This window comes from Brevibacterium rongguiense (assembly GCF_009857845.1).
Taxonomy (GTDB): domain Bacteria; phylum Actinomycetota; class Actinomycetes; order Actinomycetales; family Brevibacteriaceae; genus Brevibacterium; species Brevibacterium rongguiense.
Genome location: NZ_WWEQ01000046.1, coordinates 1 through 22897 on the forward strand (window position 1 = coordinate 1; position 22897 = coordinate 22897).

The following is a 22897-nucleotide window of genomic DNA, read 5'->3' on the forward strand; positions in this document are numbered from 1 at the left end:
AGTAGGGTGGAGCACGTCGAGGTCTTTCGGGATGGCGAGCGTGAAGAACTTCCATCATCCGGGAGACCTCGACCCCTACCCGGCCACCGACGCGCTCAACCGACTACACCCTCGTTCGTGAAGAGCCTCGTTGATGTACGGAATTCGGAATCCGTGGTCGGAACGTAACACCTGCTGAGCGGCATTGGGGCCGCGGTTGTGTTGCGGTGGCACGGCGATAAATTACGAAATGGCAACGATCTATCTCGGGGCGTTCCCCTGGATTGTCGGCTCCGGGCTGCACACCATAATCTGCAAGAGTTCCCACTCGACTCTCAGTCGACTTCGGGGGAGCGCTCCCCGCCCATCCCTGCTGTCCGCTCGGCTTCGCCCGCACGGTCGGCCGACCGAAGGACCCCACACTCCATGAAATCCACCATCCTCTTGGCCGCGGTCGCCTGCACGGCGAGCGCGGCGCTGCTGGCACCGGCCGCCGTGGCCGCACCCGGCCCCCAGCTCACCACCGGCCCGGTCAACGCCGACCTGGGCGGCGCCTCGGCTGCGGCGAGCGCGAACCGCGCCCCCGCCGTCAAGCGGCACACGACTCACACCACTCCCAAGAAGACCGTCACCGTCAAGGCCAACGACCTCACGGTCATGGGCGTGACGTGGAAGGGCAGCGACCCCAGCAGCCAGTACCGCGTGCTCGAGCACGGCATCTGGGGCGCCTGGAAGGACATGCCCGCCGACGACGGCGGCGGGCCGGACAGCTCCTCGGCCGAGGGCAGCGGCGCGGTCTAGGGTACCGAGCCCCTTCTGCTCAGCGCCGGCCAGCAGGTCCAGGTGCGCTCCGCCAAGCCCGCCGCCGCGACGAAGAGCCTGGCGGTCGAGGCATTCGAGACCCCCACCTCGGGTGCGGATGCCGCAGCGGCCGGTGACCCCTCCGCCGCCGCGGACACGTCGCAGGGCGAACTGGGGGCCACGGCGGAGAACGCCTCGGTGGTGCAGGGCGCGGCAGCCCAGAGCGCAACGGCGCAGGGCGCCGGCGTGCAGAACGTCGCCGCGAAGTCCGCGAACATCCCCAACCTGGGCCGCATCGTCACCCGCGCCGGCTGGGGCGCGAACGAGAAGCTCGTGCGCTGCAAGGCGGACACGACGGACGTGAACAAGGCGCTCATCATCCACCACACCTCCGGTGCGACGAACTACTCGCGCTCCCAGGTGCCGGGCATCCTGCGCGGCTACCTCGAGTTCCACACGAAGGGCCGCAAGTGGTGCGACCTGGGCTACAACATGCTCGTCGACCGCTACGGCACCATCTACGAGGGCCGCCGCGGCGCCCCGTACAGTGGCCGCCCGGTCGTGGGCGCGCACGCCAGCGGGTTCAACACGCACACGTTCGGCGTCTCCGTCATGGGCACGTTCAATTCCCGCCAGCCCACCTCGGCCGCGGTGAAGTCCGTCAAGCGCATCGCCACCTGGCAGGCCGTGAAGTGGGGCTGGAACCCGGGCGGCAAGGTCAAGCTCACCGCCGCCAAGGGCGACACGGTGAAGTACAAGGCGGGCACCGTCGTGACGAAGTCGACGATCTTCGGCCACCGCGACACGTCCTACACCGACTGCCCCGGCACCAAGTTCTACGCGATGCTGCCCTCCATCCGGAAGTCGGTGGCGGCGAGCGCGAAGAAGGCGGGCCCCAAGCACGCGATCGCAGGCGCCATCCGCACGTACTACTACACGCACAACGGCACGGTCACGATCGGCATGCCGAAGGGCCGTGAGGCGAACCGCCTGCGCAGCGGCGGCGCGCGCCAGACGTTTGCGAAGGCCACCCTGAGCTGGAGCAAGGCCACGAAGGTCCAGCCCGTGCGCAGCGGATTCCTCACCGCCTACCGCAAGCTGGGCTACGAGAAGTCGAAGCTGGGCTACCCCACGGGCGCCGAGCGGAAGGTCAAGGGCCTGGCGCGCCAGGACTTCCAGGGCGGCAGCATGGTGTGGCAGAAGGGCCGCGCCGTCATTGCCTACAACAACAAGGTCAAGGCCGTGAAGTAACCGCGCACAACGCTACAGGGGCGGTGGCCGTCATCCGACGGCCACCGCCCCTGTAGCGTTGTGGTGCTTACTTGCTGGTGCGGCGGCGGGTCACGAGGACCGTCGCACCGCCGACGAGCAGGAGCGCGGCGCCGACGCCCAGGGCGCCGAGCTCGGCGCCGGTGCGCGGCAGCGAACCGCCGTTGTCACCGGAGCCGTTGTCATTGCTGCCGCTGTTGCCGTTGTCGTTGTTCGAGCCGCTGTTGCCGTTGTCACCGTTGTCGCCGTTGTCCGAATCGTTGCCGCTGCTCTTCTTCGCGACCACCTTGAACCCCTCGGTGAGGGTCTTGCCCTCGGCCTTGGCGGTGACGACGTAGCTGCCGATGTAGGCGCTGGGGTTGGCGGAGTTCGTGCCGTAGACGGACCACGTGGCCACGCCGTTCTTATCCGCGGTGGCCTCCTGCTTGGCGAGGTCCCGGACGCCCTTGCGCTTGGCGGCCACCGAGTAGACGGCCTTCTCACCCGGCTGCAGGTGGCTGACCGTGAGGGTGACGCCCTTCTTCTCGTTGACGAAGTCCTTGGCGGTCACGGTGTGGGGCTTGACCGACAGAACCGGCGCCGCGTCCTTCGTGGGCGCCGAGGTCTGCGTGGGCGTCGCGGTCTTTGTGGGCGCGGCCGTCGCGGTCTTGGTGGGCGTCTTCGACGGGGTAGCCGTCTTCGTAGACGGGATGGTGGCGGGCTCGTCCTCTGCGATCGTGTAGGTCTTGACGACCTCATTCGTGACAGCCGCACCCTCTGTGGGGGCGTAGGTGACCGCGATGGTCACGGTGGCCCCCGGTACCAGGTACTTGTCCTGTCCGGCCAAGTAGTTGATCGTCGCGGTCGCGGTGGAACCGTCGGTCCCGGTGCCCTCACCCGAGCCGACGCGGTTCTCGCCGACCTTCGCGAAGGCGGAGAGCGGCTGCCCCTCCTTGACGTCATCGGCCTTGACTGTGATGGCGTCGGCCATGATCTGCTTCTTGGTGATCTTCTCTCCGGCCGGGGTGACGGAGACGTGGGAATTCTCCGCGTGGGCGACGGGCGCCGCGTCGACGATGAACGTCGACATGGGCACGGCGGTGAGAGCGCCCATTGCCGCGATCGCGACGGCGGGAGCGAGGAGCTTCTTCTGCATGGTTGCCTCCGGTGGGAGCGGTGCGAGCGGATGTGCTCAGCTGACTGGCACCAGTCAAGCGCGCAGAGGCGATTCATTCAACTTTAGAACATTGTGTAATCGGGCGGCGATCATGCGGGTGAGGAGGTGTGGGCGAGGAATTCGACAGTGGGCCTTGTGCGCACTGCCGGCGCGGTGCGGCAGGGTGCCCTGCGCCCCAGGTGAGCGCGCTCATGCAGCCGTTCCGGTCCTGCCGTCGGCCCGTGAGGCACATGCCATGGCTCGGCCGTGCCATGCGGCCGGCAGCTGCCAGCGGCCCCCCGGGCGAAGCCGCTAGAGCCAGCGCGGCGGGGCCGGGAGGTCCTGCGGGGTGGCGGAGCCTTGGCCGCCCTTCGCGGTGTCGTCCTGCGCCGAGCGCGGCCAGCCGCGCCCCGCCAGGTAGGAGGCGACCTCTGCGGCCTCACCCACCACCTCGACGGGCTGCGCGGCGAAGGCCTGCGCGTCCCCGGTGGCGATGAGCCGCTCCGGATCCTCGGGGCGATCGGCCAGGCGCAGCAGGAAGTGGGCGTCCTCGCCCCGCGCGGCCCACGTGGCCGGCACATCGTCCAGCAGGCGGTCGACGGCCGCCGCGGGGAAGTCGAGTGCCGTCATCCCGATGCCCAGGTCCAGGCTGTGCAGGAGCGCCTCCCGGGCGCGCATCCACGGGATCGCCGAGGCGCCGATCGGCTGGCCCTGCCCGCCTGTCACCTGCGCGTCCCAGGCCTCGGGCGCAAGCCCGGCCAGCGCCTCGGCGAGCTCCTGCGCCACCTCGTGGGAGATGGACCGCACATCGCCCGCCGGAGTCTGGGCGACGCCGTCCTCGATGTCCTGGTCGCGGGCCTCGCGCGACGGGTACATGGGGTTCTCCTGGCCGGTGCGCGCCCATTCGAGGAGGCGCATGAGGCCCTCCGCGTTGTTGATCATGTGGATCGCCACGTGCTTGCGGGTCCACCCGGGCAGCGGGGACGGCTCATCGAGTGCGGAGGTGGAGAGCTGGTCGAGGGCCTGGAGGTAGAAGCCCTCGGCCAGCGTGCGCAGATCCAGGTCCGTCTGGAGCTGGACCTGCTGGCCGTGGGGCTGGACCTGCTGGCCGTGGGGCTGGGCCGCGGGTGTGCCGTTCGCGTCGCTCATGGGCTCAGCCTAGTCCGCGGAGCCGGCCGGGCGGCAGGGCGCGGAGCATCCGATGCGAATGCCCTGGCTCAGACCAGGCCCAGCCACGACCAGTACGTGGCGGAGAAGAGCATGATGAGCAGGTAGCCCACGATGGTGAGCGGGATGCCCACCTTGAGGAACTGCTTGGCCGTGAACGCCCCGGTGCCGTAGGCGAGCATGTTCTGCGGTGCGGAGACCGGCAGCAGGAACCCGAAGCTGATGACGAACTGCTGGATGATGACGAAGCCCAGGCCGCCCTGCGCCGCGTTGGGGATCGACATGGCCAGGGCGATGAAGACGGGGATGAGCGCCGAGCTCAGCGAGGTGGCGGACGCGAAGCCCAGGTGGATGAGGATCGTGAACGCGGTGACGATCGCGATCATCGCGAGGATGGGCATGTGCGCGAGCCCCAGCGCGCCGAACGTGCGCTCGGACAGCCAGGCGGCCGCGCCCGTGGACAGGAGGAGGCTGCCCAGCGAGATGCCCACCGCGAAGACGATGAGGGTGCCCCAGTTGATGAGCTTCTCCACGGTCTTCCAGCTGAACACGCCGATGCGCGGGGTGAGCAGCACGCCGATCGCCACGAGCGTGGTTGTCGTCGAGTCGAACGGGTGAAGGACGTCCTCGGTGGACCACATGAGCAGCAGGAGGACGGAGACGACGATGAGGCGGATCTCCTTGCCGGTGATGGGGCCCAGCTTGGCGAGCTCCTGGCGGATCATCTCCTTGCCGCCGCGGATCTCCTCGACCTCCGGTTTGATGGCCCAGCGCATGATGAAGTACAGAGCTACGGACATGAGCGCGGACCAGGGGGCGGCCCACAGGAACCACTGGCCCCACGGCACATCGGTATGCATCTGATCGCGGATGAACCCGATCGCCACCTGGTTCTGCGCGGCCGCGGTCTTGATGCCGATGTTCCAAATCGAGATGGACTGCGCGGCGGTGATGATGAGCAGCGCGCCCAGCTTCGAATTCGCCTGCAGGCCGAACGCCGCGACCATGCCCAGCAGGATGGGCACCACCGCGCCGCCGCGCGCAGTGGCCGAGGGGACGAAGAACGCCAGGATAATCGAGATGACGATGGCGCCGATGAGGATGTTGCGGGTCTTCTCGCCCGCGAAGCGCAGCACGAGTAGGGCCAGGCGCTTGTGCAGGCCGGTCGCCTGCATCGCTGCCGCGAGGGCCAGGGCCGCGGCGACGAGCGCGACGGCGGGCGAGGCGAAGCCGCCCAGTGCGAGCTTGAGGGAGGCGGCTGTGCCCATGGCCGTGTTTCCCTCGCCAGTGGCCGGGGGCGCGAACGCCAGCATGACCGCGATGAGCCCCAGGATCATGATGGAGGAGACCGCGTAGCTCACCGCCTCCGTCACCCACATGATGACGGCGAACACGAGGATGGCGAGCGCCTGCTTGGCGGCCAGGGGCAGGTCGGGGCCGGTGGGCAGCAGCAGGACGACGATGAGCCCCGCCCACGCGAGCGCGAACCAGCCCATCTTCAGTGTGAGGTGGGAGAGCACGCTGTCCTGGAAGCGGTGCCCACGGCCGGATTCGTGGCGCTCGACGGCCTCCTGCTCGGCGCGCGCCTGCTCGGCGAGCTTCGCGCGCCGCTGGGCGGCCGTGCGCAGGCGGCCGACGGGAGCGTGCGCTGTGTCCTGCTTCGTCTCCTGCTGGGGGTGCGGGGGCGTGTTCTCGGGTGCCACGGCGGGGCTCCGTTCGCGGATTGGGGGCAGGGCGTCATGGATGTGGTCCTCGTGGCTCCACGCTATGCCCCATCCCGCAGTATGGGTACCCGCCGCCGAGGCGCGGCTCACCCCGTCTCACCAGGTGGCCCAGTCGCGGCGCGAGAGGGCCGGGGGACTGCGCGGCGGCAGCGAGCTGCGCCTCGCGGGCGGCGCATGACGGAGGCCCGGAGGAGCGAATCCTCCGGGCCCCTCGTCCGTGCCTCAGTCCCGGGTGCGCCGGCGGGTGAGCATGACCGCCGCGCCGCCCACCAGGAGCAGTGTGCCCCCGATGGCGAGGCCGCCCAGCTGCGCGCCGGTGCGCGGCAGATCGCCGTTGTCCGAGCCGGTGTCGTCGCGGCCGCTGTCCCCGCCGTTGTCACCGGGGTTGGCGCCGCCGCGGCTGCCGACCGTGAAGGAGTCCGCGAGGACACGCGTCTTGCCCTGCTTGGCCTGCTGGTCCTGCTGGGCGGCCTGCGCACCCGCGCGGGCCACGGTGCCGCCCGCGTGCGCGGCCTCGCCCTGGGCCGAATCGCCGTGCGCATCGTCCGGCACCGGCGGGATGCTCGCGGTGACGTCGTAGGTGCCCACATAGGCCCCGAGGTTGTGGGGGTTCGTGCCGTAGAGCTTCCAGCCGGCCACGCCGTCCGCGTTGGAGACGATGGTGCGGCTGTAGGCCTTCACGTGCGAGTTGTGGGGCTTGACCGTGAACGTCACCGCCTGGCCGGGCTCCAGCTTGGTCGCCGCGATGTCCACGCCCTTGTGGGCGTTGGTGAACGCGGCGGGCGTCAGCCGATGCGGGTTGACGATGAGGCGCGCCTCGGTGTTCGTGTGGCTCCCGGGCGAGGTGGGCGGATCCGTCGGATCGCTCGTGGGAGCGGGGGAGGTGGGCGTCTCGGTGGGCGCGGTGGTCGGCTCGTCCGTGGGGTCGTCGGTTGGCGGCGCCGTCGGGTCCTCGGTGGGGTCGGTGGTGGGCTCACCGGTCGGAGTCGAGGTGGGGTCAGTCGTCGGCTCGTCTGTCGGAGTCGAGGTGGGGTCGTCGGTCGGAGTCGAGGTCGGATCGCTCGTGGGATCCGCCGTCGGCTCTTCCGTCGCATCATCCGAAATGGCGGTCGACAGCGTCGTCGCATAGACCGTTCCGTCGGTGCGGGTGTACTCCACGCGCACGGAGGCGATCACTCCCGGGGTGAGCTCCTTGGCGTCGCCGGTGAACTTCGCTTCGATGCGTCCCGTTCCATCATCCTTCGTGGTCCCGGAGCCTTCCGCTACGACGGGGCTGCCCGGCGTGCTGAGCCTGACGGAGGTCTTGACTTCGGACCCGGGCTTCACATCGGCGATCTGGACGGGGAATCCCTTGGTCAGGATCATCTGCTTGGGTGCAGGATTCGGCAGGTCCAGCGCTAGCGTCGCGAGGGGCGCCTCCTCGATCTCCTTGCCGACGTGGGTGGTCAAGGTGTCGGCGCCATCGGCGCCGCTGGCGCTGGTGTACTCGAGGTGGACGTCGATGGCGACACCGGACTTGAGGTTGGTGGTGCTGCCCTGGTAGGGAACCTGCAGCGTGAGATCACCGCTTGCGTCAGCCGTGCCAGTCCTTTTGCCCACCGAGTTGTCATCGAGGTACGCGGTTCCGAACACCTTCGAATTGGGCTTGAGGCCGGTGAGTTTGACCGACAGCCCATGGTCGCCGATCTCGACGGCATCGACCGGGTCGCCGAACAGCGGGGTCACAGAGCTCGCGGGGGCCTCAGACGTCTTCTCGTCAGCCTGTGGCTCCGGCGAGGTCTTGGGAGCGCGGATTGCCTTCGGGCTTGCCTTCGCCGCAGACGGGGCCGCCTGCGCTGCGGGCTTGGCACTCGGCTCTGGCTTCGCGGGAGCAGCCTTCTTCGCGGGGGCGGTCTTCGCCTCGGCCTTCTTCACCGGGGCAGGCGTCTTCTCCGGTGCGGGCTTTGCCTGCTCGGACGTGGGCTCGGCCTTCTTCTCTGTCGTGGCTGCGGCCTTCGCCTCGGCGGTCTTGGTGGGAGAGGCGGTCGCGTCCGCGATTGCGGGCAGCGTTGTCAGCGACAGCGCTCCCACGGTGGCGATGACGGCGGGGGCGAGAAGCTTCTTCATGTCAACCTCACGTAGGCCAAGGGGATGGAGAGGACGGCGTTGTCCGCTGGTGTGTAGTCAACGTCACACCCGGTCGTCGTGCAACTTACGTACATTTCGTAATCTGGCGTGTCTCAGCGGCGGCTGCGGCGGGTGAAGAGCACGGTTGCACCGCCCATGAGCAGCAGGGCGGCACCGGCGCCCAGGCCGCCGAGCTCCATACCGGTGCGCGGCAGGCTGCCGTTGCCGTCGTCACCACCGTTGTTGTCGTCGCCCCCGTTGTCATTGTGGTCCCCGTCGTTACCGTCATCACCGGGCCGGGGCGCGTTGCCCACGGAGAACGCCGCCGACAGCTTCTTTCCACCGCAGTGGGCGCTCACGACGTAATCACCGATGTAGGCGGCCGGGCTGCTTGGATTTGTCCCGTAGACGTTCCACGCCGCGGTTCCGCTGGCATTGGCCGTGGCCTTGCGGGTCAGGGGCGTGACATCGGAGTCCTTGGGCGCCACGGAGAAGTTCACGGTCTCACCGGGCGTGCAGTGCGCCGCGGTGAGGCTGACGCCCTTCTTCGCGTTGACGAAGTCGGCGGCGCTCACGCGTGCGGGCCTTGCGGTGAGCGCGGGCTTGGCGGCCGTCTGGGTGGGAGACGGCGCTGCGGTCCGCGTAGGCGTTTCGGCCGGGGTGGTCGAGGTTGAGGGCGACGTGGTCGAGGTTGAGGGCGACGTGGTCGGAGGTGTCTCCTTATCGCGAACGATCCTCCATGTTGCGGATGCGACCAGCGACCGCGTGCCGGCATCCTTCAGCGAGGCCGTGTACGTGCCAACGGCCTCCTCGGTATCGTTCGGCTTGTAGATCTCACCGTTGATGGTGACCCGACCCTCAGCATCGGCCTTCGCGGGCAGGGGCTCGAGTTCGGGAGTGTCCCTGGGGTCGAAGAGATATTCGCCGTTCGGAGTGAGACCGGTGGCCCTCGCGATGATTTTGGTGCCCTTCTTCGCCTCGGCAACGGTGATGACCGACGGAGTGACGGTGAGAGTGGCCTTCGTGCTGTCCGAGGTCGGCTGCGTTGTGGCCGGGGCCTTGCCCTCGGACGGCGCCGCCGCGGCCGGCAACGAGGTCATCGGGATGGTGACGAGCGTGAGTGCGGCTGCTGCTGCCAGGAGCGTCTTCTTCATCCTGATCCGTTTCAGGAGGGCGAGAGGAGCGGTGGGGCCCGTCCGCACACGGCGGCGAGCGCTTCCAGATTAGTAAAGAAGGAAAATGTGGCGCAGACAACTTCTGGTCATTAAGTAACCGCGCCCGCCGTAGGGACCACGGTCGACGGTGTCCGCGCGGGGCGCCGACGAAACCGTAGGCTACGAACGTGCAGGTCGGCAGAGGCGAATCAGCAGGGTGGACGCGGCGTTCTCTCCTCACCGGCGCGGTTGCCGCTTCGGTGGTCGCGCTGGGGGCGGCATGCGCGCCGCCGGCGGCCCGTCGCGCCTCGCCCCCCGTGCCGCGCACCGCGCTCGTCTACCGCGGTCCGGCGGGGTGCGATGGCTGCGCGGAGACTCTCGCGGAGCGCCTCGGAAGCGGGGGCTCTGGCCTCGACGTGTCGTTCATCGGGCCTGGGCAGGACGTTGAGGCGACGCCGGAGGCATTGGACGGAGCGAGCCTCTTCGTCCAGCCCGGAGGCGGGGATGACATCGACGATGCGGCCTCGCACTTCTCACAGGGCTTCTCGCGCGCGCTCAGGCGGTTCGTCCACGACGGCGGGCGGTACCTCGGGGTGTGCATGGGGGCCTACCTTGCCGGCAGCGACGGCTTCGGGCTGCTCAGCACATCGATCGAGGGAGCGGTGGGCACGCCGAGGTTCCCGGTCGCGGACAGCGGGGAGCACCTCGTTGAGGTGGCCTGGAACGGCACGAAGAGGTGGACGTTCTTTCAGGAGGGCGCGCTGCTGCCGGCTCGCGGGGCGGAGGTCTGCGCCCGGTACTGCGCGGGCGGCACCGCCGCAGCGCTGTACCGCGTGGGCAAGGGGCGCGTGGGGCTCATCGGCCCGCACCCCGAGGCGGATCAGACGTGGTTCGACGAGGCGGGGCTTTCCGATCCGGACGGCGACGACTGGCGGTTCGCCCGGCCGCTCGTCGACCGCCTGCTCGCATAGCCCAGACTCGCATAGCCCAGAGCGGGCGGTGGCTCACCCGCTCGAGGCTCTCCGCCGCGAGGGGGAAGCGAGCGAGAGGATCGTGAGGGGGGCCGGGGGCGCTGCCGCGCATCGGGTGCTCGGAGCTGTCCCCTGTTCCTGCGCCACCCGAGTTTGTCGACGCCCCCCTGGTCCCGAGGTTCTCGACGCCCCCGCGGCTTCCCAAGGCTCCGAGGTGCTCGCCTCGGTCAGTCGTTCGTGTAGCCGAAGGGCACGGGCCAGTCGGCGGCGCGGATGCGGCGGCGCAGCTCCTCGCCGGCCGTGCGCACGACGAGCGAGCCCGGATCGATCTCCATGGCGAGATAGGCGGTCTCCCCGCACGGATCGCCGTCGAGCTGGACCTCCATCTCATCCTCGGCCTCGATGACGACCCGGCTGCACGGCGTGATCTCCGTGTGCAGGCCCCTGCGGCGCCGCCCCACGACGGAGGCGATGACGCCGAACCAGTCCGCCAGGTTCTTGGGGCTCACGATGAGCACGTCGAGGATGCCGTCGTCCACCTTGGCCCCGGGCAGCAGCTCGAGCCCGCCCTGCACCTTGCCGCAGTTGCCGCCCAGCACCGAGCGCACCCGGGTCTCTTTCGGCTCCTTGTCGTCGAAGCGCAGCGAGACCTTCGCGCGGTTGCCCAGCAGCTTGCGCGAACCGGCCTCGACGTAGGCGAGCCAGCCCACGCGCGTCTTGAGCGCATCGTTGGTGTCGGCCATGACCGCGGCGTCGAAGCCCAGGCCCGCCATGACGAGGAAGACGTGGTCTTCGCCCTCGGGGCTCAGCTGCGCGTGCGCGACGTCCATGGAGGTGTCCACACCCCACAGGGCGGTGCGCAGGGCCCATTCGGGCCGGCCCAGGACGATCGAGAGGTTGCGCGCCAGCAGGTTGCCCGTCCCCAGCGGCACGATGCCCAGCGGCACACCTGTGTGCACCAGCTGCTCGGCGACGGGGCGCACCGTGCCGTCGCCGCCGGCCGCCACCACGACGTCCACTCCGGCGGCCAGCGCCTCGCGGGCCATCTCCGTGCCCGGGTCCTCTTCCTCCGTCTCGATGATGAGCGGCTCGGCCCAGCCCGCCTCGCGGCAGACCGCGGCCGCGCTCGCGCGGAAGTCCGCGTGGGCCTTGACGGGGTTGAGCACGATCGCGGCGCGGCGCATGCCACCGGCCGCCCGCGCCGGCGCGGACTGGTCCTGCGGATCGGGCCCGGCGGGCGCCTCGGGCGCGGCGGCGGCCTCACCCGTGCCCGGCGCCGAGGCGCGGGCCCGGCGGGTGCGCGCCGCCTCGAAGGCAATGCCCACGGCAATGCCGATGAGGAGCGTGACGAGGAGCGCCAGCAGCCCCAAGAGCATGTCCGTGGTGATCGTCATGGACGCACTCTAGACAACCCGCCTGGGAGCGGTGCCCGCGGTGTGCACGGGGCGCTCGCGGCCCGTGCCCGGCGCGGCGCGCGACTGCGGGGCGTGACGGTAGGGTTGGGACCGTGATCGATCTACAGCAGCTGAGAGACGAACCGGAGGCGTTCAAGGCCTCGCAGCGGGCGCGCGGGGCCAATGTGGACCTCGTCGACGACATCCTGACCGCGGACTCGGCGCGCAGGGCCGCCATCACCGAATTCGAGGATGCGCGCGCCCAGCAGAAGGCGTTCGGCAAGCGGGTGGCACAGGAGAAGGACAAGGATGCGAAGGCCCAGCTCGTGTCCCAGGCCAAGGAGCTCTCCGACCGGGTGAAGGCCCTGCAGGCGGATGCGGATGAGGCGGACTACACGTTCACCTCGCTGGCATCCAAGCTGCCCAACCTCATCATCGACGGCGTGCCCGCCGGCGGGGAGGAGGACTCGGTCGAGCTGCGCCGCGAGGGAACCCCGCGCGACTTCTCGGCCGACGGGTTCGAGCCCAAGGACCACCTGGAGCTGGGGGAGAGCCTGCGGGCCATCGACACCCAGCGCGGCGCGAAGGTCTCCGGCGCCCGGTTCCACTACCTCACGGGATTCGGGGCGCGCCTGGAGCTCGCCCTGCTCAGCCTGGCCATGGACACCGCCCAGCGCGCCGGCTTCACCCCCGTCATCACCCCCACGCTCGTCAAACCGGACATCATGGCCGGCACCGGCTTCCTGGGCGAGCACGCCGATGAGATCTACCGCCTCGAGGCCGACGACCTGTTCCTCGTGGGCACCTCCGAGGTCGCGCTGGCCGGCTACCACAAGGACGAGATCATCGACCTGTCCGATGGCCCCATCCGGTTCGCCGGCTGGTCGTCCTGCTACCGCCGCGAGGCCGGGTCGTACGGCAAGGACACCCGCGGGATCATCCGGGTCCACCAGTTCCAGAAGGTGGAGATGTTCTCCTACGTCCACGTGGACGATGCCCAGGAGGAGCACGCGCGGATGCTCTCGCTCCAGGAGGAGATGCTGGGCAAGTGCGAGCTGCCCTACCGGGTGCTCGACATCGCCGCCGGCGACCTGGGCGACTCGGCCGCGCGCAAATTCGACTGCGAGGCGTGGGTGCCCACGCAGGGCACGTACCGCGAGCTCACCTCCACCTCGAACTGCACGACGTTCCAGGCCAGGCGCCTGTCCATCCGCGAGCGCGGCGAGGACGGCACCCGCCCCGTCGCCACCCTCAACGGCACGATGGCCAACACCCGCTGGCTCGTCGCCATCCTCGAGAACCACCAGCAGGCAGACGGCTCCGTGCGCGTGCCCGAGGCCCTCCAGCCCTACCTGGGCGGCATGACCGCCTACGGTCCGGAGGGCCCCCGCTACAGCTGAGCCCCGCGGGCCCATCGAGTGCCGCGAGCTTCGCGGCCACCGGCCCCGCCCGCCAGCCACCCACGCCCGCGAAGGAGAGCACATGGAATCCCACCTCGTCGGCCTCGACCTCGACGGCACCGTCGTCGACTACGACGACGCTCTGCACGAGCCCGTGCGGGATGCGATCCGGGCCGCCGAGGCTGCAGGCCACCACATCGTCATCGCCACCGGGCGCGCCGTGTCCGGGGCGCTGGACGTGGCCAACCGGCTCGACCTCACCGACGGCTTCGTCGTGTGCTCGAACGGCTCCGTGACCGTGCGCCTCAACCCCGCCGCCGAGCGCGGCTGGGAGGTCTTCCACGTCGAGAGCTTCGACCCCGGGCCCGCGCTCGAACGCATGGCGGCCGTGCTGCCCACCGCGCTGTTCATGGTCGAGGACACGGACCTGGTGCGCTGGGCGTCCTCGGACTTCCCCGAGGGGGACCTGGCCGCCGGCGCCCACCTGCGGGTGGTGCCGTTCGACGAGCTCAAGGGCAAGCGGGCCACCCGCATCGTCATGCGCGAGCTCAACGGCACCAGCGAGGAGTTCGAGAAGTCCGTCGAGAGGATCGGGCTGCACGGCGTGACGTACTCGGTGGGCTGGAGCAACTGGCTCGACATCTCCCCGGACGGCGTCTCGAAGGCCAGCGCACTGGCCCGCGTTGCGCAGTCACTGGAGATCCCCCGCGCGCGCACACTGGCCGTGGGGGACGGCTCGAACGACGCGGAGATGCTCGAATGGGCGGGCGCCGGCATCGCCATGGGCCAGGCGCGCGACTCGCTCAAGGCGATCGCCGATGCCGTCACCGGCACCGTGGACGACGACGGGCTGGCGACGGTGCTCAGCGAGCGGCTGCAGCTGGGCTGAGCCTCGGCACCGCCCTATGCCGGGCGCGCGGCCAGGATCGCCTCGATGACCGGTCCGATCCCGCCCTCGTCGAGGGCGGGCGAGCGGTGCTCGCACGCCGCGAGCACCCGCGGGTGCCCGCCCTCCACCGCGAACCCCGACCCCGCCCACGCGAGCATCTCCAGGTCGTTGGGCATATCCCCGAACGCCGCCACCTCGTGGGCGCCGATCCCGCGTTCCGCGCAGAAGCGGGCAAGCGCCCCGGCCTTCGTCACGCCCGCCGGGGCGAGCTCCACGAGGCCGTTCGCGGGGTTCGAGTGCGTCGCGTGCATGCAGCCGCGAGCCAGCGGCTCGACCTGGTGGAGCAGTGCGTCGGAGTCCATCTGCCCCTCCAGCCGCACGAGGACCTTCACCACCCCCGCCGCCTGGGCCGTGCGCCAATCGCCGAGCTCCACGCGCCGCGCGCCAGCGGGGAGCTGTGCGGCGAAGTCCGGCTCGACGAGCAGCCCGTCGAGGGTCTCGAATCCCAGCCGCGCGCGGGGGATGAGCTGGGACCGCCGCAGGGCGAAGTCCGCCAGGCTCGCCTCCTCGACGAGCTCGGCGTGCACGACGCGGCGCGCCTGCAGGTCGTAGACGACCGCGCCGTTCGAGCAGATGGTCAGCGGCAGGTGCGGCACCTGTTCGGAGATGGGAGCCATCCAGCGGATCGGCCGGCCGGTCACCGGGATGACGATGATGCCCGCGGCGGCGCACGCGTCCAGGGCCCGCGCTGTGCGCTCGGCGATGGGACTGCCCGTGCGCAGCAGGGTGCCGTCGATATCGGTGGCGATGACGCGCACGCGCCCGAGGCGCCCCGCGTCCGGCCATGTCCGCGCGAGACCGCTTCGGGCCGGTGGGGGCTGCGCGCTGCGCGCGGCACCGAGTGCGCCGCTCATGCCCGCTCCTCGAGCCGCTCCACCGCGCGCTGCGCGTCCCGCACGTAGGATCCCGCGGCCCGCGCGGCCTCGCGGGGATCGGTGCCCATGCGGATTGCGGCGCGGCTCATCGCCGCGGCCTGCGCGGCCTGCGCGACCAGGAGAGCCGCCTTCGACATGCCTTCGGCCAGGTCGCCCACCACGGCCCTGACCTGCGCCGGGACAACCATGTCAGCGACAGGGACCTGCGCGTGGGCGCGCCGGGCCGTCTCATCGATCCGCTCGCCGAGCGCATTGAGATCGTACGTGAGCGCGGCCAGCGCCTCGGCCGCCTCCTCCTGCTGCGGATCATCCGCGCGCGCCTCCTCTCGCACGGCAAGCGCCGTCTGGTAGAACCGGTCGACCGCCCGGTTGAAGCGGTCCCGGTGCTGGCGCCACACCCCCGTCCCGTACGCGCGGTCCTGCTGGGCGGCGCGGGGCCGCTTGGCCGGCTGCCCGGAGCCTGAGCGGCGCAGCCGCGAGAGCAGGCCCATCACGCACCGTCCGCGCGCGTCTCCTGGTCATCGGCGCCGATGAGCGGGCTGACGGCCACGACGACCTTGCCGATGCTCTCCCCGTCCTCGAGGAGGGCGTGCGCGCGGCCGGCCTCCTCGAACGGCACCACCCGGTACACGACCGGGCGGACCCGGCCGCGGGCCACGAGCGGCCACACGTCGTCGGCCACGGCCTGCACGATCGCGGCCTTCTGCTCATCCGGGCGGGCGCGCAGGGTGGTCCCGATGATCGAGCGGCGGTGCGCCATGAGCGTACCGATGTTGAGCTCGGCCTTCACCCCGCCCTGCATGCCGATGATGACGAGGCGCCCGTCGTCGGCGAGGGCGTCGACGTTGCGCTGCAGGTATTTCGCCCCGACGACGTCGAGGATGACGTCCGCTCCGCGACCGTCCGTGATCGCCCGGATCCGCTCGACGAAGTCCTCCTCCCGGTAGTCGATGACCGCGTCCGCGCCGAGCTCGGCGGCCGCCGCGCCCTTGCGCGCGCTGCCGACGGTCACCGCGACCTGGGCCCCGGCGGTCTTGGCCAGCTGGATGGCGGCCGTGCCGATCCCGGAGCCGCCGCCGTGGACGAGCAGCCACTCGCCTGCCCGCAGCCGGGCGGCCTGGAAGACGTTCGAGTAGACAGTGGCCAGCACCTCCGGCAGGGCGGCGGCCTCGGTGAGCGAGAGCGAGTCGGGCACGGCGAGGAGCTGGCCCTCCGGCACGTCGACGTATTCGGCGTACCCGCCCCCGGTCAGGAGCGCAGCGACCCGGTCGCCCACGCTCCAGCGGTCCTCGCTCACGCCCTCGCCCAGCTCCGCGATGGTGCCCGCGACCTCCAGGCCCGGGATGTCCGTGGCCCCGGCCGGCGGGCTGTAGTGGCCCTGGCGCTGCAGGATGTCGGCCCGGTTGACGCCGACGGCCGCGACCCTGACGAGCACTGAGCCGGGCGGGCAGGTGGGCACGGGCCGCTCGGCGGCGGCGAGCACCTCGGGCCCCCCGGGTTCGGCGATGGTGATTGCGCGCATCGTAGCCATGCGCACACCCTACGCCGGGGTGCGGACGCGCCGGGCGGCTGCGCCCAGCGGCCGCGCGCGGCGGACCGGCCCGGGTCCGGCGGCGCGGGAATGTTGCCGAACGGCAACGCGCCGGGCTCGCACGCGGCGCCCGCCCGTGTGATGATCGGTACCGTACGGCGCCGAGCTGCGCCTGCGCACGACTGAGCAGTGCTGACAGACAGTGAGAACCACAACCGACGAGTGAGAAGGGTGAACGAGATGTCCTACCCCAATGATCCGTACGGCAGCGGCCAGGGCGGGTACGGCCAGGGCGGCTATGGCCAGCAGCCCGCGGCCCCCGGCTACGGATCCCAGCCTGCGGCCCCCGGCTACGGCGCGCCCCAGCAGGGCTACGGCACCGGCCAGCAGGGCTACGGCTCGCAGCCCGCCCAGCAGCCCTCCGGCGGCCAGCAGGGCTACGCGCAGCCCGCCGGCGGCGGGTTCGGCTACGGCGGCGCCCCCACCGGCACCACGAACCCGGACGACATGAGCCTGCCGTACTACGGGGCGCCGTTCATGGTGGCCGTCAAGCGCTTCTTCAAGGGGTATGTGAAGTTCAACGGCCGCGCCTCGCGCAGCGAGTACTGGTGGGCCTACCTCTTCGTGATGATCGTCACGCTCATCGCGTCGATCCCGTTCTACATCGGCTACTTCATGGTCATCGGCAGCACACTGCGCTCCGCCTCCAGCTACAGCTCGGACTACAGCTCCGGCTACGGCACGACCATGACGTCGTCCGGGCCCAGCGGCGGCTCGGTGGCCGTCCTCGTCATCGGGAGCATCCTCTTGTTCGTCGTGTCGCTCGCCCTCATCCTCCCGCAGTTCGCGGTGGGCTGGCGGCGCATGCACGATGCGAACATGTCCGGTGCCATGTACCTGCTCAACTTCATCCCGTTCGTGGGCTTCATCATCGGCATCGTGCTGGCTGTCAAGGAGCCCGACCCCGCAGGCCAGCGCTTCGACGAGGGCAACGACCCCAACGCGGTGGCGCCCGCCGCCTACTGAGCGCAGCCGGCTGGGCAGCCAGCCGCGCTCGATCCCGCGCGATCGACCGCGCACGACGACGGCCCCAGCGGATTCCGCTGGGGCCGTCGCGGTGTCCAGGGGTCGCGCGCCCTGGGCCGGACCGCCTCAGACGAACATGCGGAAGAGCGGCGAGTCCTGCGCGACCTTCTCGATCTGCAGCGGCGAGGCGTCCATGCGCTCGAGGAGGGCGGCCAGATCGCCCGCGTGGCCCAGCGTGACCCCCACGAACGCGGGCCCGGTCTCGCGGTTCGAGCGCTTGACGTACTCGAACATGGAGATGTCGTCATCGGCGCCCAGCACCTCGTCGAGGAAGCGGCGCAGCGCGCCCGGCTCCTGGGGGAAGTCGACGATGAAGTAGTGCCGGAGGCCCTCCCAGACGAGCGAGCGCTCCAGCACCTCGGAGTAGCGGGAGATGTCGTTGTTGCCGCCGCTGACCAGGCACACGACGGTGGAGCCGGGCTCCACGGGGACGGGGGCGTCGGTGCCCGGTGCGCCCACCGCGGCGCTGGCCAGTGCCCCCGCGGGCTCGGCGATGATGCCGTCCACCTGGTAGAGGCTGAGCATCTCCGAGGCCACCCGGCCCTCGGGGACGGGATCCACCTCGAGGCCGAGTTCGGAGATGATCGCGTGCGTCGCCTCGCCGGCGCGGCGCACGGCGGCGCCGTCGGCGAACGAGTCGACCGTCTCGAGGGTGACGGGATGGCCCGCGGTCAGCGCCGCGATCATGCTCGCGGCGCCCTCCGGCTCCGCGCCGATGACGCGGGTGCCCGGCATGTGCTCAGCGGCATAGGCCGCGATGCCCGCCAGGACGCCGCCGCCGCCCACGGGGACCACGATGCAGTCGGGCGCCTCGGGCAGCTGCTGGGCGATCTCCGCGCCGATCGTGCCCTGGCCCGCGATCGTGCGGAAGTCATCGAAGGCGGAGACGAGGAGGGCGCCCGTCTGCTCCGCATAGCGCTTGGCCAGGTCCGAGGAGTCATCGTACGTCGAGCCGTCGATGACGACCGTGACGCGCTCGCCGCCGAAGTGGCGGATCCGGTCGATCTTCTGCCGCGGCGTGGTCTTGGGCACGATGATCCGCCCCGCGATGCCGAGCTCGTTGCAGGCGCGGGCGAAGCCCTGGGCGTGGTTGCCGGCCGAGGCGCAGACGACACCGTGGGCCCGCTCGGCCTCGCTGAGCTGGAGCATGCAGTTGAACGCCCCGCGGATCTTGTACGAGCGCACCGCCTGGAGGTCCTCGCGCTTGAGGTAGACGGTCGCGCCGGTCGCCTGGGAGAGCCGCTCGGAGATGTGCAGCGGGGAGGTGAGGATGGAGTCGCTGATGCGGGCCGCGGCGGCCTGGACGTCGGCGGCGGTGGTCTGCTGAGGGGCACTGGTTCCATCGATGAGCACGGCTCCATTGTGCTCCGCCCGCCGCTCCCGCTGAAAAACGGACCGCAAACGACCGCATCGTGGAACCCCGCCCGCCCGCACCGGCGCCTGCCGCCTGCGCGCCGCTCCCGCTAGGGTTGTGCCATGAGCACCCCGATGGCCGACTCCGCGCCCGCCGCCGCACCCGCCGCCACGCACTTCGGCCGCATCCCCATCGTGGACCCGGAGCCGCTCGTCGAGGGCGGCGCGTTCCCCGCCAAGGCGATCGCGGGCGAGCTCGTGCCCGTCGCCGCCACCGTCTTCAAGGAGGGCCACGACATCGTCGCGGCCAACGCGGTCCTCTACGACGGCGCCGGAGCCGAGGTGCACCGCTCGCTCCTGTTCAACCGCCCGGAGAACGTCGACCGTTTCTCCGGCTTCGTCATCCCGCGTGCCCAGGGGCCCCACACGATCGTCATCGAGGGCTGGGTCGACGAGTTCGCCACGTGGCGCCACCGCGCCGAGGTCAAGATCGCGGCGGACACCGACGTCGAGCTCATGCTGGCCGAGGGCGTCGACATGCTCGACCACTACCGCCGCGCGCCCGGCCGGATCGCCCGCGACAAGGACGCGCTCAAGGCCGCGATCCTCGCCCTCGAGTCGAGCGACGGCGCGCCCCTCGAGCGGCTGGAGCGGGCACTGAGCCCGGAACTGCTCGCGCTCATGAGCCGCCGGCCCATCCGCGGGCTCGTCTCCCGCTCCCGCCCCCTGCCACTGCTCGTCAGCCGCGACGGCGCCGGCCGCGCCGCCTGGTACGAGTTCTTCCCCCGGTCCGAGGGCGCCCGCAGGGACCCGGAGACCGGCGCCTGGACCTCGGGCACCTTCGCCACCGCCGCCGCCAGCCTCGAGCGCGTGGCCGACATGGGCTTCGACGTCATCTACCTGCCGCCCGTCCACCCGATCGGCGAGGTCAATCGCAAGGGCCCGAACAACACGCTGACCCCCGGGCCCGCGGATCCCGGCTCGCCGTGGGCGGTGGGCTCGCGCGCCGGCGGCCACGACGCCATCCACCCGGACCTCGGCACCTTCGCGGACTTCGACGCCTTCGTGGCCCGCGCCCGCGAGGCGGGCCTCGAGGTCGCCCTCGACCTCGCCCTCCAGGCCGCCCCCGACCATCCCTGGGCCACCGAGCACCCCGAGTACTTCACCCAGCAGCTCGACGGCACCATCGCGTATGCGGAGAACCCGCCCAAGAAGTACCAGGACATCTACCCCATCAACTTCGACCGCGCCTACGAGGCGCTGTGCGCGGAGGTCCTGCGCATCGTCCGGCTGTGGATCTCCCACGGCGTCACGATCTTCCGCGTGGACAACCCGCACACCAAGCCGCTGCGGTTCTGGGAGTGGCTCATCCGCACGGTCAACGCCGAGCACCCGGAGATCGTGTTCCTCGCCGAGGCCTTCACCCGCCCCGCGATGATGGCCGGCCTGGCCAAGGCCGGCTTCCAGCAGTCGTACTCGTACTTCACCTGGCGCAACACGAAGGAGGAGGTGGAGGAGTACCTGGCCCAGCTGCGCGACGAGACCGGGGCCTTCCTGCGCCCCAACTTCTTCGTCAACACCCCGGACATCCTCACCGAGTACCTGCAGTTCGGCGGCCCGCCCGCCTTCCGGATCCGCGCCGCGCTCGCCGCCACCGCCTCGCCCCTGTGGGGAATGTACGCGGGCTTCGAGCTCTACGAGCACGTGGCGCGCCCGGGGGCGGAGGAGTACATCGACAACGAGAAGTACGAGTACAAGGACCGCGACTTCGCGGGCGCGCTCGCCGAGGGCCGCTCGCTGGCCCCGTACGTCACGATGCTCAACCGGCTGCGCCGCGAGCACCCCGCGCTGGGCGAGCTGCGCAACATCGTGCTCCATTCCTCCGACGACGACTCGATCCTCGTCTTCTCCAAGCGCAAGGGCGCAGACGTCGTCATCGTCGTCATCAACCTCGACCCGCACGCCACGCGCGAGACCACCGTCCACCTCGACATCGACGCGCTGAGGCCCTTCGACCCCTACACCCAGGCCCCGCCCGAGGCGCGCTGGGAGGGCCCGTCGCAGGGCGCCTCGGCGATGGGCGACGAAGGGGAGGACCTGCCGCAGGCCTTCACGGTCCACGACGAGGTCACGGACCAGACGTGGGAGTGGGGTGCGCACAACTACGTGCGCCTCGACCCGCGCGCCGAGCCCGCGCACATCCTCACCGTCGACTGGGACCGGTAGGCCCCGCGCCCGAGGCCGACCCAGGGCCCGGGGTCCGGCCCGAATCCCGCCCGCCGCCCGCACCGGCCGCCGCCCGCACCGGCCGCCGCCCGCGCTGGCCGCCGCCTGCGCTGGCCAGGGGCGCGGATTCGCTAAGGTGGGCACACGACGACGTTGTAAGAGGGGACTCACGTGGCAATCAGCAGCGAGCTCGAGCGCCAGCTCTCCGGGTGGCTGCCGCGGCAGGCCTGGTTCCCGCGGCAGGACGTGGACCTGGGCTCCGACCCGGACGTCACGCCCATGTCGGAGACGCGCCTGTTCGAGTTCGACGGCCCGGACGGCTCGGTCGTGCAGGGCATCGCCGCGATCCTGGCCGTCGGCGACGGGCCCTCGATGCGCCGGCTCAATGTGCCGCTCGTCTTCCGCACCGCGGAGGACTTCGCGCTGCGCTCCCACCTCATCGGGACGGTGGAGGACATGACGCTGGGCCGCTGCTGGGTCTACGACGCCGCGGCCGATCCCGTCTTCGTGCTCACCCTCGCCGCCGCCCTGGCGACCGGCCGCCGCTTCCAGGGCGGACAGGTCCAGGCGCTGCAGGTCAGCCGCGGCAACGATGACTTCCTCGAGCTCGACTCGCCCGCCGCGCTGCTCGAGCGGGCCGCCACGACGGAGATCGCCGTCACCGACCACCGGCGCGGGGAGACGACCGTCTCCATCGACGACGTCGCCACCCCCAGCTCGCTCACGCTCTTCCGGGTGCTCACCCCGGGCATGAGCGCCGGGGTGCGGATTCCCGTCGTGCTGGCCTCGGCCGGTTCGCACACCGTGCCGCCCGTCATGGGCTGGGCCGCGGGCCGCTGGTTCGACGCCCGCGACCTCACGACCCTCACCGCGCCGCTGGCGATGCTCACCCGCAGCGAGGCCTCCGCCCAGCCGGCCTGGCGCGAGGCCGTCGACACGGCGGTGAGCGTGGACTCCGGCTCGATCGGCAGCTTCAACAAGCGCGCGGCCGCCCTGGGCGCCCGCGTGGGTGAGCTGCACCACGACCTCGCCCGCGAATTCGGGCAGGTGCCAGGCGATGCGCGGCAGACGAAGAACTGGGTGCGCAAGTGGACGGAGCGCGTGGACTGGGCGCTCGCCCGCGCACCGCTGGCGCTCTCCGGCCTCGAGGAGCCGCTGCGCCGCCACCGCGCGTCCCTGGCCGAGCTCGACACGGTGGGCGCGCTCCAGCGCATCCACGGCGACCTCACCCTCAACCACGTCGTCTCCGGGCCCACCTCCGGCTTCACGGCCGTGAGCTTCGCGGACTCCGCCGGTGTCGACGACACGCACGCCGATCCCAAGCCCGCGGCCCTCGACCTCGTGGCGCTGCTGCGCAGCCTCGACTACGCGGCGGGGTACGCGCGGCTGCGGCGCACCGGGGCACTCGACGTCGATGCGCGCCCGGCCACGCTGGGCGTGACCGGGCTGGGCGAATCGGACGCCGACCTTCGCGAGGTCGTCGACTCCCCGGAGTACCTGTGGTCCGCACAGGCGCAGAATGCACTGCTCACCGGGTACTCGCACGCCGTGGACGCCTCCGTGGGACTGCACGATCCCGTCCTGCGCGCGGTGCTGGTCGACCGCCTGCTCGTCGAGGTCGTCGCCGAGCTGCGCAACCGCCCCGCCTGGCTGATCGTGCCGCTGGCCTCCCTCACCCTGCTCCTGGCCGGCCGCCAGCCCGGCGGCAGCGCGCGCGGCGCTGCGGCCGACCGCCCGAATTCGCGGGCGAGGTCGTGGTGCAGCTCACCCACGCGGG

General features: G+C 71.3%; 18 protein-coding genes. 8 read left to right on the top strand and 10 right to left on the bottom strand.

Going from position 1 to position 22897, the window contains the following annotated elements; all coding sequences use genetic code 11:
• The first annotated feature begins 405 nt into the window (after window positions 1–405).
• A complete protein-coding gene (locus tag GSY69_RS10105) occupies window positions 406–780 on the top strand; it encodes a hypothetical protein (RefSeq protein ID WP_160953731.1) in 375 nt (124 codons plus the stop codon).
• A 42-nt stretch (window positions 781–822) separates the two neighbouring features.
• Entirely contained in the window at window positions 823–2031 is a 1209-nt protein-coding gene (locus tag GSY69_RS10110; protein WP_160953732.1) for an N-acetylmuramoyl-L-alanine amidase, read from the top strand.
• A 67-nt stretch (window positions 2032–2098) separates the two neighbouring features.
• Here GSY69_RS10110 and GSY69_RS10115 read toward each other — a convergent pair whose 3' ends face one another.
• The 5 genes from GSY69_RS10115 to GSY69_RS10135 all read right to left on the bottom strand — a co-directional run bounded on the left by GSY69_RS10115 (window position 2099) and on the right by GSY69_RS10135 (window position 9335).
• Complete coding sequence (locus GSY69_RS10115) at window positions 2099–3184, bottom strand: hypothetical protein (protein WP_160953733.1); 1086 nt, start codon at window positions 3182–3184, stop codon at window positions 2099–2101.
• A gap of 312 nt (window positions 3185–3496) precedes the next feature.
• Entirely contained in the window at window positions 3497–4333 is an 837-nt protein-coding gene (locus tag GSY69_RS10120) for a maleylpyruvate isomerase N-terminal domain-containing protein (protein WP_160953734.1), read from the bottom strand.
• Between the two features lie 68 nt (window positions 4334–4401).
• Complete coding sequence (locus GSY69_RS10125) at window positions 4402–6054, bottom strand: DASS family sodium-coupled anion symporter (protein WP_328698841.1); 1653 nt, start codon at window positions 6052–6054, stop codon at window positions 4402–4404.
• A gap of 243 nt (window positions 6055–6297) precedes the next feature.
• Window positions 6298–8181 (bottom strand): LPXTG cell wall anchor domain-containing protein, encoded by a 1884-nt coding sequence (locus tag GSY69_RS10130; RefSeq protein ID WP_160953735.1) that lies wholly within the window; start codon window positions 8179–8181, stop codon window positions 6298–6300.
• A gap of 113 nt (window positions 8182–8294) precedes the next feature.
• The gene (locus tag GSY69_RS10135) at window positions 8295–9335 is read right to left on the bottom strand and encodes a hypothetical protein (RefSeq protein ID WP_160953736.1); all 1041 of its coding nucleotides are present in this window, start codon (window positions 9333–9335) and stop codon (window positions 8295–8297) included.
• Between the two features lie 317 nt (window positions 9336–9652).
• Between GSY69_RS10135 and GSY69_RS10140 the strand changes: the two genes are divergently transcribed.
• Window positions 9653–10306: a BPL-N domain-containing protein gene (locus tag GSY69_RS10140; RefSeq protein ID WP_160953737.1), complete on the top strand. Its 654-nt coding sequence runs from the start codon at window positions 9653–9655 to the stop codon at window positions 10304–10306.
• 227 nt (window positions 10307–10533) lie between these two features.
• On the opposite strand, the gene GSY69_RS10145 is transcribed toward GSY69_RS10140, so the two are convergent.
• Window positions 10534–11700, bottom strand: coding sequence for a diacylglycerol/lipid kinase family protein (locus GSY69_RS10145; protein WP_235936469.1), 1167 nt, complete (start codon window positions 11698–11700; stop codon window positions 10534–10536).
• 113 nt (window positions 11701–11813) lie between these two features.
• On the opposite strand from GSY69_RS10145, the gene serS reads away from it, so the two are divergent.
• Window positions 11814–13100, top strand: coding sequence for a serine--tRNA ligase (serS, locus tag GSY69_RS10150; protein WP_160953738.1), 1287 nt, complete (start codon window positions 11814–11816; stop codon window positions 13098–13100).
• Window positions 13101–13182: 82 nt separating this feature from the next.
• Window positions 13183–13989, top strand: a complete 807-nt coding sequence (locus tag GSY69_RS10155; protein ID WP_160953739.1) for an HAD family hydrolase — start codon at window positions 13183–13185, stop codon at window positions 13987–13989.
• Window positions 13990–14003: 14 nt separating this feature from the next.
• Here GSY69_RS10155 and GSY69_RS10160 read toward each other — a convergent pair whose 3' ends face one another.
• Genes GSY69_RS10160 through GSY69_RS10170 form a run of 3 tightly spaced genes read right to left on the bottom strand, consistent with a single transcriptional unit; the run spans window position 14004 to window position 16446 of the window.
• Window positions 14004–14903 (bottom strand): HAD family hydrolase, encoded by a 900-nt coding sequence (locus GSY69_RS10160; protein WP_160953740.1) that lies wholly within the window; start codon window positions 14901–14903, stop codon window positions 14004–14006.
• Window positions 14900–15415, bottom strand: coding sequence for a hypothetical protein (locus GSY69_RS10165; protein WP_160953741.1), 516 nt, complete (start codon window positions 15413–15415; stop codon window positions 14900–14902). The genes GSY69_RS10160 and GSY69_RS10165 overlap by 4 nt, the downstream gene beginning before the upstream one ends.
• On the bottom strand, window positions 15415–16446 hold the full coding sequence (locus tag GSY69_RS10170) for an NAD(P)H-quinone oxidoreductase (protein ID WP_160953747.1): 1032 nt from the start codon (window positions 16444–16446) through the stop codon (window positions 15415–15417). Before GSY69_RS10170 ends, GSY69_RS10165 begins: the two co-directional genes overlap by 1 nt.
• Before the next feature lie 249 nt (window positions 16447–16695).
• Between GSY69_RS10170 and GSY69_RS10175 the strand changes: the two genes are divergently transcribed.
• The gene (locus GSY69_RS10175) at window positions 16696–17481 is read left to right on the top strand and encodes a DUF805 domain-containing protein (protein ID WP_160953742.1); all 786 of its coding nucleotides are present in this window, start codon (window positions 16696–16698) and stop codon (window positions 17479–17481) included.
• Window positions 17482–17607: 126 nt separating this feature from the next.
• Here the strand turns inward: GSY69_RS10175 and ilvA are convergent, their stop codons facing one another.
• Window positions 17608–18894: a threonine ammonia-lyase IlvA gene (gene ilvA, locus GSY69_RS10180; RefSeq protein ID WP_160953743.1), complete on the bottom strand. Its 1287-nt coding sequence runs from the start codon at window positions 18892–18894 to the stop codon at window positions 17608–17610.
• 123 nt (window positions 18895–19017) lie between these two features.
• Here ilvA and GSY69_RS10185 point away from each other — a divergent pair, with 123 nt between their 5' ends.
• Complete coding sequence (locus GSY69_RS10185) at window positions 19018–21120, top strand: alpha-1,4-glucan--maltose-1-phosphate maltosyltransferase (protein ID WP_202411016.1); 2103 nt, start codon at window positions 19018–19020, stop codon at window positions 21118–21120.
• A gap of 171 nt (window positions 21121–21291) precedes the next feature.
• Window positions 21292–22897 (top strand): maltokinase N-terminal cap-like domain-containing protein (locus GSY69_RS10190; protein WP_160953744.1); only part of this gene is annotated, 1606 nt, incomplete at its 3' end.

Bases quoted from the DNA above. Each gene is read 5' to 3' on its own strand.
- GSY69_RS10135 (WP_160953736.1), bottom strand. From the start codon at position 9,335: ATGAAGAAGACGCTCCTGGCAGCAGCAGCCGCACTCACGCTCGTCACC.
- GSY69_RS10185 (WP_202411016.1), top strand. From the start codon at position 19,018: ATGAGCACCCCGATGGCCGACTCCGCGCCCGCCGCCGCACCCGCCGCC.
- GSY69_RS10120 (WP_160953734.1), bottom strand. From the start codon at position 4,333: ATGAGCGACGCGAACGGCACACCCGCGGCCCAGCCCCACGGCCAGCAG.
- GSY69_RS10170 (WP_160953747.1), bottom strand. From the start codon at position 16,446: ATGCGCGCAATCACCATCGCCGAACCCGGGGGGCCCGAGGTGCTCGCC.
- GSY69_RS10130 (WP_160953735.1), bottom strand. From the start codon at position 8,181: ATGAAGAAGCTTCTCGCCCCCGCCGTCATCGCCACCGTGGGAGCGCTG.
- GSY69_RS10160 (WP_160953740.1), bottom strand. From the start codon at position 14,903: ATGAGCGGCGCACTCGGTGCCGCGCGCAGCGCGCAGCCCCCACCGGCC.
- GSY69_RS10145 (WP_235936469.1), bottom strand. From the start codon at position 11,700: ATGACGATCACCACGGACATGCTCTTGGGGCTGCTGGCGCTCCTCGTC.
- GSY69_RS10165 (WP_160953741.1), bottom strand. From the start codon at position 15,415: ATGGGCCTGCTCTCGCGGCTGCGCCGCTCAGGCTCCGGGCAGCCGGCC.
- GSY69_RS10175 (WP_160953742.1), top strand. From the start codon at position 16,696: ATGTCCTACCCCAATGATCCGTACGGCAGCGGCCAGGGCGGGTACGGC.
- GSY69_RS10105 (WP_160953731.1), top strand. From the start codon at position 406: ATGAAATCCACCATCCTCTTGGCCGCGGTCGCCTGCACGGCGAGCGCG.
- GSY69_RS10115 (WP_160953733.1), bottom strand. From the start codon at position 3,184: ATGCAGAAGAAGCTCCTCGCTCCCGCCGTCGCGATCGCGGCAATGGGC.
- GSY69_RS10155 (WP_160953739.1), top strand. From the start codon at position 13,183: ATGGAATCCCACCTCGTCGGCCTCGACCTCGACGGCACCGTCGTCGAC.